The sequence below is a fragment of the Stenotrophomonas sp. CCNWLW57 genome, from assembly GCF_037203925.1.
GTDB classification, from domain to species: domain Bacteria; phylum Pseudomonadota; class Gammaproteobacteria; order Xanthomonadales; family Xanthomonadaceae; genus Stenotrophomonas; species Stenotrophomonas rhizophila_A.
Genome location: NZ_JBBCBJ010000003.1, coordinates 252,274 through 268,248 on the forward strand (window position 1 = coordinate 252,274; position 15,975 = coordinate 268,248).

At 69.6% G+C, this 15,975-nt stretch carries 15 protein-coding genes; 4 read left to right on the top strand and 11 right to left on the bottom strand.

Features of this window, described 5'->3' with window-relative positions:
• Positions 1-100: 100 nt before the first annotated feature.
• From V9K91_RS09005 to V9K91_RS09020, 4 genes are all read right to left on the bottom strand, one after another.
• Positions 101-727 carry a hypothetical protein gene (locus V9K91_RS09005; RefSeq protein WP_217538163.1) on the bottom strand — a complete coding sequence of 209 codons (627 nt, stop codon included), beginning with the start codon at positions 725-727 and terminating at the stop codon, positions 101-103.
• A gap of 3 nt (positions 728-730) precedes the next feature.
• Positions 731-1,072, bottom strand: a complete 342-nt coding sequence (locus V9K91_RS09010; RefSeq protein ID WP_068852335.1) for a type II toxin-antitoxin system prevent-host-death family antitoxin — start codon at positions 1,070-1,072, stop codon at positions 731-733.
• Positions 1,073-1,143: 71 nt separating this feature from the next.
• Positions 1,144-1,467, bottom strand: a complete 324-nt coding sequence (locus V9K91_RS09015) for a thioredoxin family protein (RefSeq protein WP_336443088.1) — start codon at positions 1,465-1,467, stop codon at positions 1,144-1,146.
• Between the two features lie 3 nt (positions 1,468-1,470).
• The gene (locus V9K91_RS09020) at positions 1,471-1,890 is read right to left on the bottom strand and encodes a host attachment family protein (RefSeq protein ID WP_093535732.1); all 420 of its coding nucleotides are present in this window, start codon (positions 1,888-1,890) and stop codon (positions 1,471-1,473) included.
• 152 nt (positions 1,891-2,042) lie between these two features.
• Here V9K91_RS09020 and V9K91_RS09025 point away from each other — a divergent pair, with 152 nt between their 5' ends.
• The 4 genes from V9K91_RS09025 to V9K91_RS09040 are packed head-to-tail and all read left to right on the top strand — an operon-like array spanning position 2,043 to position 6,240.
• Positions 2,043-2,720: a DUF3348 domain-containing protein gene (locus V9K91_RS09025; protein ID WP_176472663.1), complete on the top strand. Its 678-nt coding sequence runs from the start codon at positions 2,043-2,045 to the stop codon at positions 2,718-2,720.
• Positions 2,721-2,730: 10 nt separating this feature from the next.
• Positions 2,731-5,013: a DUF802 domain-containing protein gene (locus V9K91_RS09030; RefSeq protein ID WP_336443089.1), complete on the top strand. Its 2,283-nt coding sequence runs from the start codon at positions 2,731-2,733 to the stop codon at positions 5,011-5,013.
• Positions 5,010-5,657, top strand: a complete 648-nt coding sequence (locus tag V9K91_RS09035; RefSeq protein ID WP_068852349.1) for an OmpA family protein — start codon at positions 5,010-5,012, stop codon at positions 5,655-5,657. The genes V9K91_RS09030 and V9K91_RS09035 overlap by 4 nt, the downstream gene beginning before the upstream one ends.
• On the top strand, positions 5,647-6,240 hold the full coding sequence (locus tag V9K91_RS09040; RefSeq protein WP_336443090.1) for a DUF2894 domain-containing protein: 594 nt from the start codon (positions 5,647-5,649) through the stop codon (positions 6,238-6,240). Before V9K91_RS09035 ends, V9K91_RS09040 begins: the two co-directional genes overlap by 11 nt.
• On the opposite strand, the gene V9K91_RS09045 is transcribed toward V9K91_RS09040, so the two are convergent.
• Genes V9K91_RS09045 through V9K91_RS09075 form a run of 7 tightly spaced genes read right to left on the bottom strand, consistent with a single transcriptional unit; the run spans position 6,237 to position 15,848 of the window.
• Positions 6,237-6,998: a 2,3-dihydro-2,3-dihydroxybenzoate dehydrogenase gene (locus V9K91_RS09045; RefSeq protein ID WP_306988475.1), complete on the bottom strand. Its 762-nt coding sequence runs from the start codon at positions 6,996-6,998 to the stop codon at positions 6,237-6,239. The genes V9K91_RS09040 and V9K91_RS09045 overlap by 4 nt on opposite strands.
• On the bottom strand, positions 6,995-10,903 hold the full coding sequence (locus V9K91_RS09050; RefSeq protein WP_337308183.1) for an amino acid adenylation domain-containing protein: 3,909 nt from the start codon (positions 10,901-10,903) through the stop codon (positions 6,995-6,997). The genes V9K91_RS09045 and V9K91_RS09050 overlap by 4 nt, the downstream gene beginning before the upstream one ends.
• An 8-nt stretch (positions 10,904-10,911) precedes the next feature.
• Positions 10,912-11,178: a phosphopantetheine-binding protein gene (locus V9K91_RS09055; RefSeq protein WP_336443092.1), complete on the bottom strand. Its 267-nt coding sequence runs from the start codon at positions 11,176-11,178 to the stop codon at positions 10,912-10,914.
• On the bottom strand, positions 11,175-11,810 hold the full coding sequence (locus tag V9K91_RS09060; RefSeq protein ID WP_336443093.1) for an isochorismatase family protein: 636 nt from the start codon (positions 11,808-11,810) through the stop codon (positions 11,175-11,177). Before V9K91_RS09060 ends, V9K91_RS09055 begins: the two co-directional genes overlap by 4 nt.
• Complete coding sequence (locus V9K91_RS09065; RefSeq protein WP_336443094.1) at positions 11,810-13,462, bottom strand: AMP-binding protein; 1,653 nt, start codon at positions 13,460-13,462, stop codon at positions 11,810-11,812. Before V9K91_RS09065 ends, V9K91_RS09060 begins: the two co-directional genes overlap by 1 nt.
• Positions 13,462-14,655, bottom strand: coding sequence for an isochorismate synthase (locus V9K91_RS09070; protein WP_249832581.1), 1,194 nt, complete (start codon positions 14,653-14,655; stop codon positions 13,462-13,464). The genes V9K91_RS09065 and V9K91_RS09070 overlap by 1 nt, the downstream gene beginning before the upstream one ends.
• On the bottom strand, positions 14,652-15,848 hold the full coding sequence (locus V9K91_RS09075) for an MFS transporter (protein ID WP_336443095.1): 1,197 nt from the start codon (positions 15,846-15,848) through the stop codon (positions 14,652-14,654). The genes V9K91_RS09070 and V9K91_RS09075 overlap by 4 nt, the downstream gene beginning before the upstream one ends.
• Between the last annotated feature and the right edge of the window lie 127 nt (positions 15,849-15,975).

The window sequence follows — 15,975 nt, forward strand, 5'->3', positions numbered from 1 at the left end:
TTGGCAATTCCACGGCGGTGGTGCTCTTCCGCATCCTGCGGCCTCACCACTCGTGCATCCATGCACATCGTCGATTGGGATGCGACCCTACCGCTCTGCATCAGGCCCCGCTTTGCAGTTCCATCGCGCGCATCACGATGGGCTTGGCCCAATCGGGCGTCTGCAGCAGATCGATCACCGTGACGGGAAAATGCAATCCCTCGCGATCCAGCTGCAGCAGCGGCAGCGGTGCGGCCCTGCCCTTTGCATCGGCGGGCGCGCTGTTGTCGTACACATGCAGCTCGGCAAGATGCGGCAGCAGTTCGATCAGGTTTTCGCGCGCGGAATCGAAACGTGCGCGGATCTTGTCGTGCGGAATATCGTGTCCGCCCTGGCTGACCCGATCGGCCACGCGTTCGATGTGCAGCGCCACGCTGTGCAGGCCGCAGAACCAGATCGCCACGTCGTGGGTCTGGCAGGCATCGCGCAGCAGGCGCGGAATGGTGTTGCCGCCCAGGGTGGTTTCAAACGCAAAGTCGGTGCCATCGGCCATCGCCTGGCGCAGCCGTCGGGCGCCCTCGCTCCATGCTGCGGCGTTGGCCTCGTCCAGCGGCCAGCCCTGCTCCACCAGCCGCCGGGTGAAGCTGTCCGGATTGAACCAGGTCAGCCCGGCGTCGCGCAGCCATGTGCCCAGCAGCGAGCTTTTACCGGCGCCATTGACGCCGGCCAGTACCAGGATCCGCGCCACCGATCAGAGCGACGGGCCAAGGGCGGTCCTGCGCCCGCGACGGATCGGCTGGCCCATCACCTTGCCCAGCCCACCGTCGGTATTGAGGCTGGCCAGGGTGGTATCGAACTCCGCGCGCAGTCGATCCAGCTCCCCCTGTCGCGCGTCATCCGGGTTGCCCGCCGCGCGGGCCAGCAGCTCCTGGTAGGCCTTGATGTCCACGATCACCGCTTCGGGGTGGTTGTGGTTGGTGATCACCAGGGCCTGCTTTTCGCGCACGGTGCGCATCAGGCTCGGCCAGCCCCGGGTCTTCACCGATGACGCAGTGGCCTTTTCAAGGCCGGGAACATCCAGGGGCAGGCTCATGACGGACATCCAGCGGAGGGATGTGCCCACTATACCCCTTTTGGGTAAATTGGGAATAAAGGGATATTCATCTACCCGAGGGCGCGGTCGAGGGCATCCAGATCTCCCTCGGCGGTGGGGCGCACCACCCGTGCCACCTCCAGCCCGTCGCGCAGCAGTACCAGCGTGGGCCAGAGCTTGACCGTGAAGGCGCGCCCCAAGGGGCGCCCCTTGCCGTCTTCGACCTTGCGGTGGTCAAGGTCGTGTTTTTCAACAAAGTCCTTGACCACCGGCTGCGCAGCCGCGCAATGCCCGCACCAGTCCGTGCCGAATTCCAGAAGCTGCCAGCCCGTGCCAGCCTCCACCTCGGCGCGGGCAGGCTCCAGCAGATCGGTGAACCTGCGTGCGTAGGCCATGACTCAGGCCGCCAGGGCGCGCTGGATGTCGTCCAGCGTGGAATTGGTGTAGTCCTTGGCGATCTCCTTCAGCATCCGGCTCTGTACTTCCTTGTGCAGCTGCGGCCGGATGTGGCCCAGCGTAGTCGGGTCGGCGATCAGGATCAGATGCTCATAGCGGTGCTTGAGCGCGTGATCGTTCAACTGCTGCGCCAGCTGTTTGGCGAAGGTGGCCTCATTGAGCTGGGAAATGCTCATGTCCTTGGGCACCGAGCCGGATGGCCCCTGGCCGGAGACGCCTTCGGCGCTGATGTCCTTGACCTCCAGTTCCTCCTCCTGCTTCAGCTGCAGGGTGCGGCCGTCGCCCACATTGGTGAACACGCGGGCCGAGCCGCCATCAGCGACGATGACGAGGGTACCTTTGGGGATCTGCAGGGTGGACATGGTGAACTCCTTGGATGGAAAAACGGGCGATGTGTTGGCCCGCCCCCACCGTAGGGAAACGGATGTAAGCGCGGTGCATAGGCGCGTGTTCACCGTGTGTGCAAGGGCATTCAGGGAGTCGGTCGGTCATTACAGTGTAAAATTCGCGGTTTTTGACCGGAACCATGGCGAAGAAGCAGCACCGCACGCCTGTCCCCGGCCCGCCCTTCATCCGGTTGCTGGCGGCGCTGGCCGACCGCAACGCCCCGCGTACCGGGCCCGACCTGTCCGACCGGCTCAGCCAGTGGATCGACTGGACCCGGGCCGTGGCCCTGTCGCGCGCGCTCGACGGGCGGCTGCCGGCCGTGGCCGACGCCGCACCGGGTTCCGTCGAGGCGCTTGACGAGGAATGCGCGCGGGTACGCGCCACCCTGGTCGAAAGCATCACCGCCCCGCCGGCGGCAGGCAAACCGGCCGCGACCGACGCCACCGCCTACCGCCAGCGCTGTCTCACCGTGCAGCGCGCCATGCTCACCGCCACCGGGCGCCTGCGCGGCCTGCTGCGGGACCGGCTCAGTGCCGGGCCCGGCGAGCTGCCCCGGTTGGCCGAGGTGGACGCCGCCATGGAGCAGGCGCTGAGCCCGCGCGAGCAGCAACTGCTGGCCAGCGTGCCGGCCCTGCTCGGCGCCCATTTCGAGCGTCTGCGCGACGACGCCGGCACCGCTGAGGTCGATCCCGACAGCGGCTGGTTGCACTTGTTCAGGAACGACATGCAGGCCGTGCTGCTGGCCGAGCTGGATGTCCGTTTTCACCCCATCGAAGGCCTGCTTGCAGCGCTTCGCCCCCACTAACCGGGCTGTCATGTTCAGAACTCCTCTCTACCTCGTTGTTTTCCTTGCCGGCCTGCTGGCGGTGTGCTGGATCGGTGCCGGTTACGTGGGCAGCAACCCGGTTGGCCTGGCCATGGCGCTGGTGATTGCCGCCTGCTATGTGGCCGGTGCAGTGGAACTGCACCGCTACCGGGCGGCTACCGCAGGACTCAACGTCGCGGTGGCGGAGGCGGCGACGGCACCGGCCAACCTGGGCGACTGGCTGGAGAAGGTACCGGCAGGCCTGCGCAACGCGGTGCGCCTGCGCGTGGAGGGCGAGCGCGTGGCGCTGCCGGCGCCGGTGCTGACCCCGTATCTGGTCGGCCTGCTGGTGCTGCTGGGCATGCTCGGCACCCTGCTGGGCATGATGGCCACCCTGCGCGGCACCGGGCTGGCGCTGGGCAGCGCCACCGACCTGCAGTCCATCCGCGGCTCGCTGGGCGCGCCGGTGGAAGGCCTGGCCGTGGCGTTCGGCACCTCGATTGCCGGCGTGGCCACCTCGGCCATGCTGGGCCTGCTGTCGGCGCTGTGCCGGCGCGAACGCCTGCTGGGCGTGCAGCAGCTGGATACCCGCATCGCCACCACCCTGCACCTGCATTCGCAGGCGTGGCAGCGCGCCGAAGCCTTCCGCCTGCTGCAGGCGCAGGCAGGCCTGATGCCGGCGCTGGTGGACCGCCTGGAAGCGATGAGTGCCGCGATCGAAGCGCAGAGCGGCGCGGCCGGCGAACGCCTGTCGGCCAGCCAGGACGCCTTCCATGCCCGCGCCGAGGCCGCCCATGAGCGCCTCGCCGCTTCGGTGCAGGAGGCATTGCAGGCCAGCGTCGCGCAGAGTGCGCGCGCGGTCGGCGAGGCGCTGCAGCCGATCATGGCCGAGACCATGGCCGGCATCAGCCAGCAGACCACTGCCCTGCAGGCCACGGTGGGCGATGCCGTGCGCGCGCAGCTGGACGGCCTGGCCAGTGGCTTCGATGCCAGCCGCGCCGCCACCAGCGAGACCTGGAACGCTGCGCTCAGCAGTCAGAAGCAGGCGCACGACACCCTGTCGGCAGAACTGCGTTCTACCCTGGCCACGCTCAGCGAACAGCACGACCAGCGTGCCGTGCAGCTGCTGGAAACCCTGGCCGCCCGTCTCGACGCCAGCGTGGATGCATGGACCGGGGCACAGACCGAACAGGCGCAGCGCCATGCCGCCCTTACCCGCGATCTGCGCAGCACGCTTGAAGGTTTCAGCCAGCTGCAGGGCGAGCACGGTGCCCGCCTGCTCGATTCGGTGGGTACGCGTTTGACTGCCTGGGTCGACACCCTCGCCGAGCGCATGGACAACAGCGCCAGCACCCACGCGCAGGCGTGGCGCGATGCACTGCAGGGCCAGCAGTCGGTGAACGCCGAACTGGCCGAACGCAACCAGCAGGCACTGGTCGCGGCCACGGCCGGCTTCGATGGGCATGCGCGTTCGCTGGTGGATGGCCTGCAGGCCTCGCACAGCGGCCTGCAGGATCGTCTGGAGGCCCGCGATGCGCAGCGCCTGGCCACCTGGAGCGATGCCTTCACCCAGTTGTCGGAGCAGCTCGGCCAGCAATGGGCCGACAACGGCGCGCAGGTTGCGGCCAGCCAGCAGGCGGTCTGCGAAACCCTGTCGCGTACCGCACACGAGATCGGCACGCAGGCGCAGGCGCATGCGGCCGAGACCATCAGCGAGATCTCGCGGCTGGTCACGCTCGCCTCGGAAGCCCCGAAGGCGGCCGCCGAAGTGGTCGCCGAACTGCGCCAGAAGCTGTCCGACAGCATGGTCCGCGACACCGCCATGCTCGACGAACGCACCCGCCTGCTGGCCACGCTGGAAACGCTGCTGGATGCAGTCAACCACGCGTCCACCGAACAGCGCACCGCCGTGGACGCGCTGGTCAGCACCTCGGCCGATCTGCTGGAGCGCGTGGGCACGCAGTTCACCAACCACATTGCTGCCGAGACCGGCAAGCTGGATGGCGTGGCCGCGCAACTGAGCGGCAGCGCGGTGGAAGTGGCCAGCCTGGCCGACGCGTTCGGCACTGCGATGCAGAGCTTCGGCACCGCCAGCACCGGGCTGGGTGAACAGCTGCAGCAGGTGGCCGGCGCGCTGGATGCCTCGATGACCCGCAGCGATGAGCAGCTGGCCTATTACGTGACCCAGGCGCGTGAAGTGATTGACCTGAGCGTGCTCTCCCAGCAGCAGATCATCGAGGAACTGCAGCAGCTGGCCGGCCGCCGCCGCAGCGCCGGGGCCGCCACCGCATGAGCGACGAGATCGAACTGGAAGGCGAAACCGGCGCGCCGATCTGGGCCGCCTTCGGCGACCTGATGTCGGTGCTGCTGGGCGCGTTCGTGCTGATCCTGGTCGGCGTGGTGGCGCTGCAGCTGGAGCTGTCGCATCGCCTCGATGAGGAAGTAGCGCAGCGCCAGGCTGAAGCCAAGCGGCGCCAGACCCTGGAACAGGCCCTGGCCGGCCCGCTGGCCGCCGGGCGGGTAACGCTGGTGGATGGCCGCATCGGCATCCGCGGCAGCGTGCTGTTCGCGCTCAATTCCGACCAGCTGCAGCCGGAAGGCCGCGAGCTGCTGCGCAGCCTGGCCGCGCCGCTGGCCGGGTATCTTTCATCGCGCGAAGAGATCCTGATGGTCAGCGGTTTTACCGATGACCGTCCGGTACGCGACAGCAACCGCCAGTTCGCCGACAACTGGGAACTGTCGGCCGAGCGCGCGTTGACCGTGACCCGCACCCTGATCGCCGAAGGCGTGCCGGCCGGTTCGGTGTTCGCCGCCGCGTTCGGTGCCGAACAGCCGGTGGGTTCCAACGCCGACGAAGAAGGCCGCGCACGCAATCGCCGTGTCGAAATGGCGCCGATCCCACGCCCGAAGCCGACCGTGGCGGGCGATGGACGGTAACCGTACCACCGTCAGCGACCGGCTCGCGCACTGGCGCGGGCAGCAGCTGGATCGCCACGATCCGGTGCAGTTCGCCTTCCTGGAAGCGCTGCAGCGCCGCGCGCAGCGGGCCAGCGGTTCGCTGCGCGGCGTGCTGGACGCCCGCCTGGAGACGCTGCTGGCTGCCTACGCCGAACGCGTGGCTGCCGCGCCCGTTGCAACCGCGCCCGCGAAGCGCGCAGAAACGGCGGATACGCTGGCCGCGCTGGGCCAGCCGCGCGCCACGCACAACCCCGACTACCCTGTACTGCCGGCGCTGGCCGACTTCCGCAGTGCGTGGGCCGCGCTGCGTACCGCCGGCCAGGTGCGGCAGACATTGGCGCAGACCCCGAGCGATGGCGGCCCGTTGAACTCCAGCGTGCTGGTGCACCGTGCCATCGGCTGGATGGGCGAGGTGTCGCCCGCGTACCTGCAGCATTTCCTCGCCTACATCGACAACCTGGCCTGGCTGGAGCAGATGCAGCAGCGCGGCACCCTGCCCAGCCGCGACAGCGTGCCCGGCCGCACCCCGGCCAAGCCGCGCCGCAGCCGCACCGCGCGCTAGCCGCGCAGGGTCGCGCCGCCGTCCACGTACAGGTCGCTCATGGCGATGTGGCCGGCCTGGTCGGACAGCAGGAACATCACCGCCTGCGCGATGTCATCCGGGGTAGCCAGCTTGCGTAACGGAATGCCGGCCTTGTAGGTCGCCGGACTGCCATCGATGACCCGCTGCGCGCCGTGGTCATCGGCCCACATGCCGGTCTGCATCGGGGTCAGCGTCGACCCCGGCGCCACGATGTTGCAGCGGATGCCGTGCGGCGCCAGTTCCAGGCCCAGGCAGCGGGTGAACATGGTCGCCGCCGCCTTCGACGCCGCATATGCGGCCATGCCATGGCGCGGCACGCCGGCGGCATTCGAGCTCACCGTCACGATGGCGCCCTGCCCGCGCGGCACCATCACCCGCGCCAGCGCACGGCTTAGATGGAAGACCCCATCAGCATTGACCGCGAACACATGGTGCCATTGGGCGTCATCGATGCCGGTGACCTCGCCGACCTGCAGCACGCCGGCAACGCTGATGCCGAAGCCGATCGGGCCAAGGGTGACTTCAACCGCTCCGACCAGTGCGTCAACCGCCGTTGAATCGGTCACGTCCAGTGACCGCGGGTGTAGTCGCGGATGGGGCGGCAGCGCCGGTGCGGCCAGGTCGGTGGCGACCACCCTGCAGCCGCTGTCCAGCAGCTGCCGGACCAGCGCAGCGCCAATGCCGCCGCCGGCACCGGTGACCAGTGCAATCGTGTTCTCGAATCCTGTCAGCTTCATGTCCTGTCCTTTCGTTCAAGGCCGTCCCAGTGCTGCAGCCGCGCCGACAGCCACGGCGCCAGCTGCGCCACGGCATCGCGGCCGGTCAGCTCGGCATGCAGGAACGGCAGCGGCAGTGCCTCCACCCGCGAGGCGTGCGCCTGCCACAGCGCAGACTGCAGGTGCGGCCGCTGCGCGTGGTCATTGCCGGCGCGCACATGCACCAGGGTGCCGGCGAAGTGGCGATGGTGATGCTCGCGGATCAAGCGGTTGGTGCCGGTCACCGCGCGCACCACGCCGTCCAGCACGTGCCCGGGCAGGTTGCCCAGCGCGCTCTCGCCGCGGCGTAGGAACGCCACGATGCGCTCGCGGCTGTCCAGCTCGGGGTGGCGCTCCGGGTCGTAGCCGGCAATGGCCAACAGCGCACGCAGCGCCGCCACCGGATCCGGCTCGGGCTCCGCGCGCCAGCATTCGCTGGGGTAGGCATCCAGCAGGACCAGCGCGCCTACCTCACGCTGCATCGCCTGCAGGTGCACCGCGATGGCCTGGGCGATGATGCCGCCCACCGACCAGCCCAACAGGTGCACCGGGCCCTGCGGCTGCAGCGCGAGGATGCGTGCGGCGTAGTCGGCGGACAGCGCATCGATCCCCGCCGGCAGCGGCTGCGCGGGGTCGAGTACCGGCGATTGCAGGCCGTGCACGTCGCGCGCCGGGTGCAGCGCACGGCCCAGCTCGCGGTAGTTCCAGGCGATGCCGCCTGCGGGATGGATCACGAACAGCGGCACCCTGCCCGGCTCACCGCGCGCGAGTGTGATCACTGGCGCCAGGCCGTGGTCGGCGTCCTGCAGCGGCGCCTCCAGGCGTGCAGCCAAGCCCGCCACCGTCGGCGTGGCGAATACCGCACCCAATCCCGGGTCCTGCTGCCAACGCTGCTGGATCGCCAGCAGCAGGTGTACTGCCGACAGCGAATCGCCGCCCAGCGAAAAGAAGTCCGCGTCCGCTGCAGCCGGCGCCGCCAGCCCGAGCACCTGCTGGAACAGCGCCGCCAGGGCCTGTTCCGTGGGCGTCTGCGCGCTGCGGCCGGCCGCGTGGGTATCCGGCAGTGGCAGCGCGGCGCGGTCGAGCTTGCCGTTGGCCGTTACCGGCCACGCCTGTACCACCACGATGGCCGCCGGCACCATGTATTCGGGCAACTGCGTGCCGAGCGCACGGCGCAGGCTTCCTGCGTCCAGTACGTCGCCGGACACGTACGCCACCAGGCGTGCCGGCATGCCCGGGTCCTGGTCGCGCAGCAGCACCTCGGCGCGGGTCACGCCGGGCAGCCCGCGCAACGCGGATTCAATCTCGCCCAGCTCGATGCGCAGGCCGCGCAGCTTGACCTGGTGGTCACTGCGGCCCAGGTACTCCAGCGCCCCGTCATCACGCCAGCGTGCCCGGTCGCCGCTGCGGTACAGGCGTCCTCCGGGGACGTGCGGGTCGTCGAGGAAGCGTTCGGCGGTCAGGTCCTCGCGCCCGAGGTACCCACGCGCGAGCTGCACCCCGCCGAGATACAGGTCGCCGGGCACGCCCGCCGGCAGCGCCCGAAGCTGTGCATCCAGCACGTACAGCCGCGTGTTCCAGACCGGATGGCCAATCGGCACCGGGTCCGAACGGTCCTCACGGGACGCCGGCCAGTAACTGACGTCGACCGCTGCTTCGGTGGGGCCGTAGAGATTGTGCAGCTCCGCGTCGACACGCGCGTGGAAGCGGTCGCGCAAGCCGGCGTCCAGCGCCTCGCCACTGGTGAACACCTGCTGCAGCGGGAGGCCGCGCAGATCCGGCACGGCCAGCCAGGCATCCAGCATGGACGGCACGAAATGCAGCGTGGTGATGCGCTCGGCCACGATCAATCGGGTCAGCGCCTGCGGGTCGCGGTGCAGGCCGGGCGATGCGATCACCAGCGTGGCACCGCTGATCAGCGGCAGGAAGAACTCCCACACCGAAACGTCGAAGGTGGCCGGCGTCTTCTGCAGGATGCGCGCCTCCGGCCCGATCCGGTACTGGCTGCGCATCCATTCGAGACGGTTGACGATGGCGCGGTGTTCCACCACGACGCCCTTGGGCTCGCCGGTGGAGCCGGAGGTGTAGATCACATAGGCCGCGTCACCCGGTTGCACGGTATCGGGGAGAGCCACATCGCTGCGGATTGCCCATTGCGACGGCGACAGGACCGGCGCGCCCACGAAGCGATGTGCATCGCCTCTTTCGGCCAGCACGCACTGCGGCTGCGCCGACGCCAGGATCTTCCGTAGCCGCGCATCCGGATGATCCAGGTCCACCGGCAGGTACGCGCCCCCGGCGCGTACCACCGCCACCAGCGCGATCAGCAGCGACAACGAACGCGGCAGGGCCACCACAACGCGCGACTCGCGGGTAACGCCCATTGCCTGGAGCTGCAGCGCCAACGCACGGCTGCTCTGTTCCAGCGCCGCGTAGCTCAATGCCTCGCCGTCGTACACCAGCGCGGTTGCGTCTGGCGACTCGGCCAGCTGCAGGTTCAGCAGCGCGGCAAGTGACACATCGGCAACTGCATGCTGCGTGGCATTGACGGTGTACAGCCAGTGCTGCGCTTCGTCAGGCGTGCACAGCGCAATGTCTGCCAGCGGGCCACCGCGTGCCTGCACGTCGAGCGCGGACGACACGAAATGCAGCAGCCGTCGGGCATGCGCGGTGATCCCCGGCCGCGTGTACTGCTGCGGATTGGCCTCGATCTCCAATGCCAGCGACGTCAGTGCATCCCCGCGGAAACCGAAGGTGATGTCGTCCACCGGTCCGGTGCACAGCACCTCCAGCTGCGCCGTGACCCCCGGCCACGGCAGCGGCCGGTAGAACGGCTGCACGTTCACCAGGGCGCCGTGCAGCCGATGCTGCTGGCCGCTCCAGCCCAGGTCGCGGCGGATCTGCTCGCCCCGGTAGCGGCCATGCCGGCGGCCCCGCACCAGCGCCCGTGCGGTATCGCGCACCCTGGCCTCAACGGTTTCATCTGCGGTCGCGGCTACGCGCAGCGGCAGCACGTTCATCACCATCGCCGGGACCCGTGCCGAGGCGCTGCCCAGCCGCCCCATGTAAGGCACACCGACGGTCACCTCATCGCTGGCCGTCATCCGTCGGCAGTACTCGGCAGTCAACGCGGTGAGCAGGTCCGGCCATGGCTGGCCCATGGCCTGCGCAGCGGCCAACAGCTGTTCGCGCAGCGGCACGTTGATGGTTTCGGTCACGCGCAGCGCATCGGCTGTTGCCGCTGCCATGCCACCACCCAGTCCCTCTGCGGGTGCCGCGTCCTGCATGTAGGCCCGCCAGTAGCCCGAATCGGCCACCCGGCGCTCACCGGTGCGGTACTGCGCATCTTCGTCCAGCACCGGCCGCAGCGGCTGCAGACCATCGCTGGCTTCGCCGGCGTACAGCGAACACACCCGGGCGCTGAACTGCGCCATGCCATAGCCATCGGTGGCCAGGTGATGCACCCGCAGATACCACGCGAAACGCCGCGGACCGAGCACGAACAGGCGCTGCTGGGCCATGCGGTCGCGGCCGGGATCGACCGGCTGCAGGCGGTCGGCCTGCATCACCTCGCGCGCGGCGTGCAGCGGATCGGTCGGGACAGAAAGATCCACCACCTGCACACGCGGAATGTGTTCCGGGTCCAGCCACTGCTGCGGCACGCCCGCTTCGTTTTCGGCCACGCGCAGGCACAGTGCCTCGGCTTCAGCGGCGGCTGCATCGGCAGCCGCACGGAAACGGTCGACATCCAGCGCGCCTTCAAACCACACGACGTGTGCGGTATTGAATGTTGCGGGCGCAGGCGACAGGCGCTGCGCGTACCACAGCCCGGTCTGCGCCTCACTCAGCGGATACCGTTGCCGCCCTGCGCCCTCGGCGCTGGCCATCTGCGCGCTCATTCCCCGGCGCTGGCCCTGGCCTGCAGCTGCTGCACCACCTGCCACCAGCCGGCCAGCGTGGTGTGCTCGGCCAGGTGGCCGAACTCCAGGGCGATGCCGGTATTGCTCCAGGCCAGCACCAGCCCGAGCACCCGCATCGAATCCAGGCCCAGGTCCATCAGGTGGTCGTCATCGCCGACGGCGTCGGGCGCTTCGCCGAGCATGCCGGCCACATCGGCGCGCATCCGTTCCAGGGTCAGGGGTGCGGTGAGGGTGTCATTCATGCCAGGCGCTCCAGCAGCTGGTCGGTGGTCATCGGCACGCCGCAGGTGCGAGCGATCCAGTGCAGCGCCTGGTCATGGTCGGCACGCGAGAAATCGGCCACCGCATCCGCCGCGATGAACGCTTCGATATCGCGCTGGAACGCTTCGGCCACGGTGGCGGTGCAGCCGATATGCGCGTACACCCCGGTCACCAGCAGCTGGTCGCGGCCGCGTGCGCGCATCATCGTCTCCAGGTTGCTGCGCTGGAAGGCGCTGTAGCGGTGCTTGACCACTACGTGGTCGCCTTCGGCGGGTGCCAGTGCAGCGATGATCGCCTCGTGTTCGCGGGTTGCCTGCATGCCCGGCCCCCACAGGTCTGCCTGCAGGCCGCGGTCACGCCGGTCCTGGTTGCCGCGCTGGGCGGTGTAGAACACCGGTATGCCCTGCGCCCGGCAGTGCGCGACCAGCCGGACGATGTTGGCGGTTGCCGGGGCCAGCGGCGCGGCATCGGCGCCGAACGCGGCCAGGAAGTAGCGCTGCATGTCATGCACCAGCAGCGCGATGCGCGCCGGTTCAGGCTGCCACGGTCCGCGCGGCGCCGGCAGTTCGGCTGCCGTGGGCAGCGCGTAGGATGGAATGGTGGGCAGCGCCATCAGCGCGGTTCTCCTGTCTGTTCGATATGGCGCGCACGCAGCTGCGCACGCAGTTCGCGGCGGCTCACCTTGCCCACCGCCGTGGTGCCGAAGGCGTCCACGAACACCACCTGGTCCGGCACCTTGAAGGCAGCAAGTCCGCGGCTGCGCACCCACGCCTTCAGGCTGGCTGCGGTCGGGCGCTCGCCGCGCGTGATGACGAAGGCACAGCTGCGCTCGCCCAGGTACGGATCAGGCATGGACACCACCGCCGCGTCGAAGACGCTGGCGTGCGCGAGCAGGTGGTCTTCGATCTCCTCGGCCGAGACCTTTTCGCCCGCACGGTTGATGTGGTCGCCGGCGCGGCCCTGCACCACCAGGTAGCCGCCCGGCAGCTGCTGGACCATGTCGCCGGTGCGATAGAAGCCATCTTCGGTGAACGACCGCGCGTTCGCGCCGGGGTCGTTGTGGTAACCGCGGATGGTGTAAGGGCCCCGCGTCAGCAGGTGGCCCACCTCGCCCGGCGCGACCGGGTGGCCGTGGTCGTCCACCACCAGCACTTCATCGTCGGGCGAGATCGGGCGGCCCTGGGTGCTCAGCACGCATTCCCGCGCATCGTGCAGGCGGGTGTAGTTGACCAGGCCTTCGGCCATGCCGAACACCTGCTGCAGCTGGCAGCCCAGCCCGTCGATGACCCGGCGCGCGGCTTCCGGCACCAGCTTGGCCCCGCCGACCTGCAGCACCTGCAGGCTGGACAGGTCATGCGGGGTACTGGCTGCGGCCTGTGACCACAGCAGCGCCAACGGCGGCACCAGGCCCACGCAGGTCACCCGCTCGCGCGCTATCAGCGGGAACGCGGTGTCCGGGCCTGCGCCGGGGCTGAGCACCACCCGTGCCCCGGCATACAGTGCGCCGAAGAAGCCCGGCGAACTCATCGGGAAATTGTGCGCGGCCGGCAGCGCCACCAGGTACACGCTGTCGCGGCCGATGCCGCAGATCGCGTTGCTGGCGCGGAACGAATACAGGTAGTCGTCGTGGGTGCGCGGAATCAGCTTGGGCAGGCCGGTGCTGCCACCGGAGAGCTGCAGGAACGCCACCGACTGCGGGTCGGGGTCTGCCGGCAGCGCGTCAGCGGGTCCGGCCAGCCCGGCGACGGAAAGGAATTCCGCTGGATCGCCGACAATCAGCACGTGGCGCACACTGGAGATGGACGCCTGCAGTTCGCGCGCGAGCGTGCGGTAGTCGAAACCCTCGTCTGCCGACGCAGCAATGTAGGCGCTGGCTTCGGCCGTGCGCACCACGTGCGCTATCTCGGTCAGGCGATGCGCCGGCAGTGCATATACCGGGATCAACCCGGCGCGGAACAGCCCGCAGACCACGCTGACGAATTCGACCGTGTTGCCCAGCTGCACCACCACCCGGTCACCCGGCGCCAAGCCAGCGGCCAGCAGGCCAGCACCGATGCGCCCTGCCTCCTGCCACAGCTGTGCGTAAGTCAGGCGGGACCCGCCGCCGACCACGGCCACGTCGTCGGCGAACTGTCTGGCGCGCTCACGCAGGAAACCGGGGAACGTTTCGCCACGCCAATAGCCGGCGGCGCGGTAGCGCGCGACCAGCGCCGGCGGCCAGGCCTGGCGCAGTGGCACACGCACCGGAGAAACGACTGCATTCATCAGAGTGTCCATCCTTCAATCCGTGGGGCGGCGTCCGCGCCCAGCGCGGCCAACAAGGCCCCGAACTTCACCCCGGTCTCGGCAACCTCCGCGGCCGGCTCCGAACCGGCGACGATGCCGGCGCCGGCATGGATGCAGGCCTGGTGGCCCTGCACGCGTGCGCAGCGGATCGCCACGTACCAGTCGCCATCACCGTGCGCGTCCATCCAGCCCACCGCGCCTGCATAGAAGCCGCGCTGCACCGGCTCAAGGCGGCGAATGGTATCCAACGCGAGTGCGGCAGGCGTGCCGCACACCGCCGGCGTGGGATGCAGGGCAGCCAGCAGCGTGGCCACCGAGGTGGACGGATCGCGCAGGCGTGCTTCGATGCGCGTGCCCAGGTGCCACAGGGTGGTGGTGGCATGCAGGGTCGGCCGCGCCGCAGCGTCGATCCGCTCGCAATACGGACGCAGCGCGGCCACGATGGCGTCGACCACGTAGCGGTGTTCGTCATGGTCCTTCGCCGAGCCCAACAGCTCGCGGGCCGCCTGGGCGTCCTCATCCGGATCCGGGCGACGCCGGGCCGAGCCGGCCAACGGATGCGAAAACACCTGCGGTCCACGGCGCGACACCAGCAGCTCCGGGCTGGCACCCACCAGCCACGCTGGCGCATCGCCGGCGGCTACCGGCAGCGGGCACAGGTAGGTGACCGCGTCCGGGTCATGGCCCAGCCGCGCCACCAACGCACGCGGGTCGATAACCGCGCGGCTGTGCACACGCAGCGTGCGGGCCAGCACCACTTTCTTGAGTTCTCCGTCGCGGTCGTGCAACCCTGCCAGTGCCTGCCGTACCGCGTCCGCGTACTGCGCGGCGTTCGGCTCGGCGTGGATGTCACCGCTGAACGGCAGTGCCGGCGTCACCACCTCCGCCACCCCCTGCGCCAGTGAGGCGGGCTGGTACAGCGCATCGTCACCCTTCGGATCGAACGGCACCGCGCCGACCAGCAGTGCCGGTGTGCGCCCTTCGCACGCGAAGAAGGTCCGCGCGCGGGCATCCAGCGTCGCGGTGCCGCCGGACGGAAGGGTGGCGTGGCAGCCACGTGCATCCAGCGTGCGCCCAGGCAGGCGCAGCATGAAGTGCTCCGCTGCTTCGCCGGCACCGGGATCGCTCGCCTGCGCGATTGTATCGCTGTCCCCGCGCACTGTGTCGTTCATGCCGCGCACCTCCCATCCAGGGTAGCCGCAGCCGCCAGCCCCAACAGCACCAGACCCACCAGCAGGTACGGCGCACTGGGGGCCGCGCGATACAGCAGCGTGCCCACCATCGGCCCGATCACCATGCCCAGGCCCTGCACGGAAGCCACCGCACCGGCAGCCGCACCCTGCTCGTGCGCCTGCACCGAATCGGCGGCCAAGGCCTGGAACGAGGGAAACACAAACCCCATGCCGAACGCCGCCAGCGCATAGGTGGCCAGCAGCTGCCAGGGCGCCTGCACCAGCGCTACCGCCGCAAACCCGATACCGGAGATCACTGCACCCAGCGCGATCCAACGGCGTGGCGGCATGGTCTTGAAGGTCATCACCAGCACCTGAGCCACGATCAGCCCAACCCCGACCGCCGTGAGCGCCAGGCCGGCCATGCGCGCGCCGGCCGCTGGCGCCAGCTGCAGGCGGTCGATGGCGAAGAACCCCACCGTGACCTGGGCAATGGTCACCGAGATCATCGCCGCGAACACCGCCATCACCGGCAGGCGCAGGCGCGGGTCGTACCAGGCCAGCGCGGCACGCGGACCGTTGGTGGGCGCCGCCGGCGGTGGCGCCGACGGCAGCCGCCAGGCGATGACCAGCAGCGCGAGCACCGGCAGCAGTGCCGCCACGTACAGGGTCAGCGCAAGGTCGTGGAACGCGACCCAGCCCGCTGCTGCGGGCCCGATCACCATGCCCAATGCATTGGCGCTGCCCAGTTTGGCCATCGCACCGGCACGTTGCCCGGGTGCGGCTTCATCGGCCACCAGCGCCGCGGCGGTCGGTGGCACGGCGGCATAGAACAGGCCGACCAGGGCGCGCGTGCCCACCAGCACCAGCACCGACAGCCACACCGCCGGCGGTGCCTGCAACGCGGTGTCCACGAACACCGCCATCACGATATAGACCACCGCATACGCCGCCAGTGCGATCAGCAGTACACGGCGGCGCCCGATGCGGTCGCTCAGTGCGCCCCAACGTGGGGCCGACAGCATCCACAGCACGCCGGCCGCGGTCACCGACAACCCCGCGTGCCATTCGGACAGTCCCAGCAGGCGCACCACCGGGCCGATCACCGCGACGAACGCCATCATCGCCATGGTGCCGACCCACGCGGCGAAGACCAGAGCCGGCAAGCCGGAAACCACGGGAGTTGAACGCATGCATCACCACGACCGATCAGGAATGGACACGCACCGCGCGAAGGCGGGCGTTTGATTGATTCGGCTTCGTCGATTCAAGGACCGGCGTGGCTATCGTTTCAAATGATAACAGCTCGCATTTAGGTTT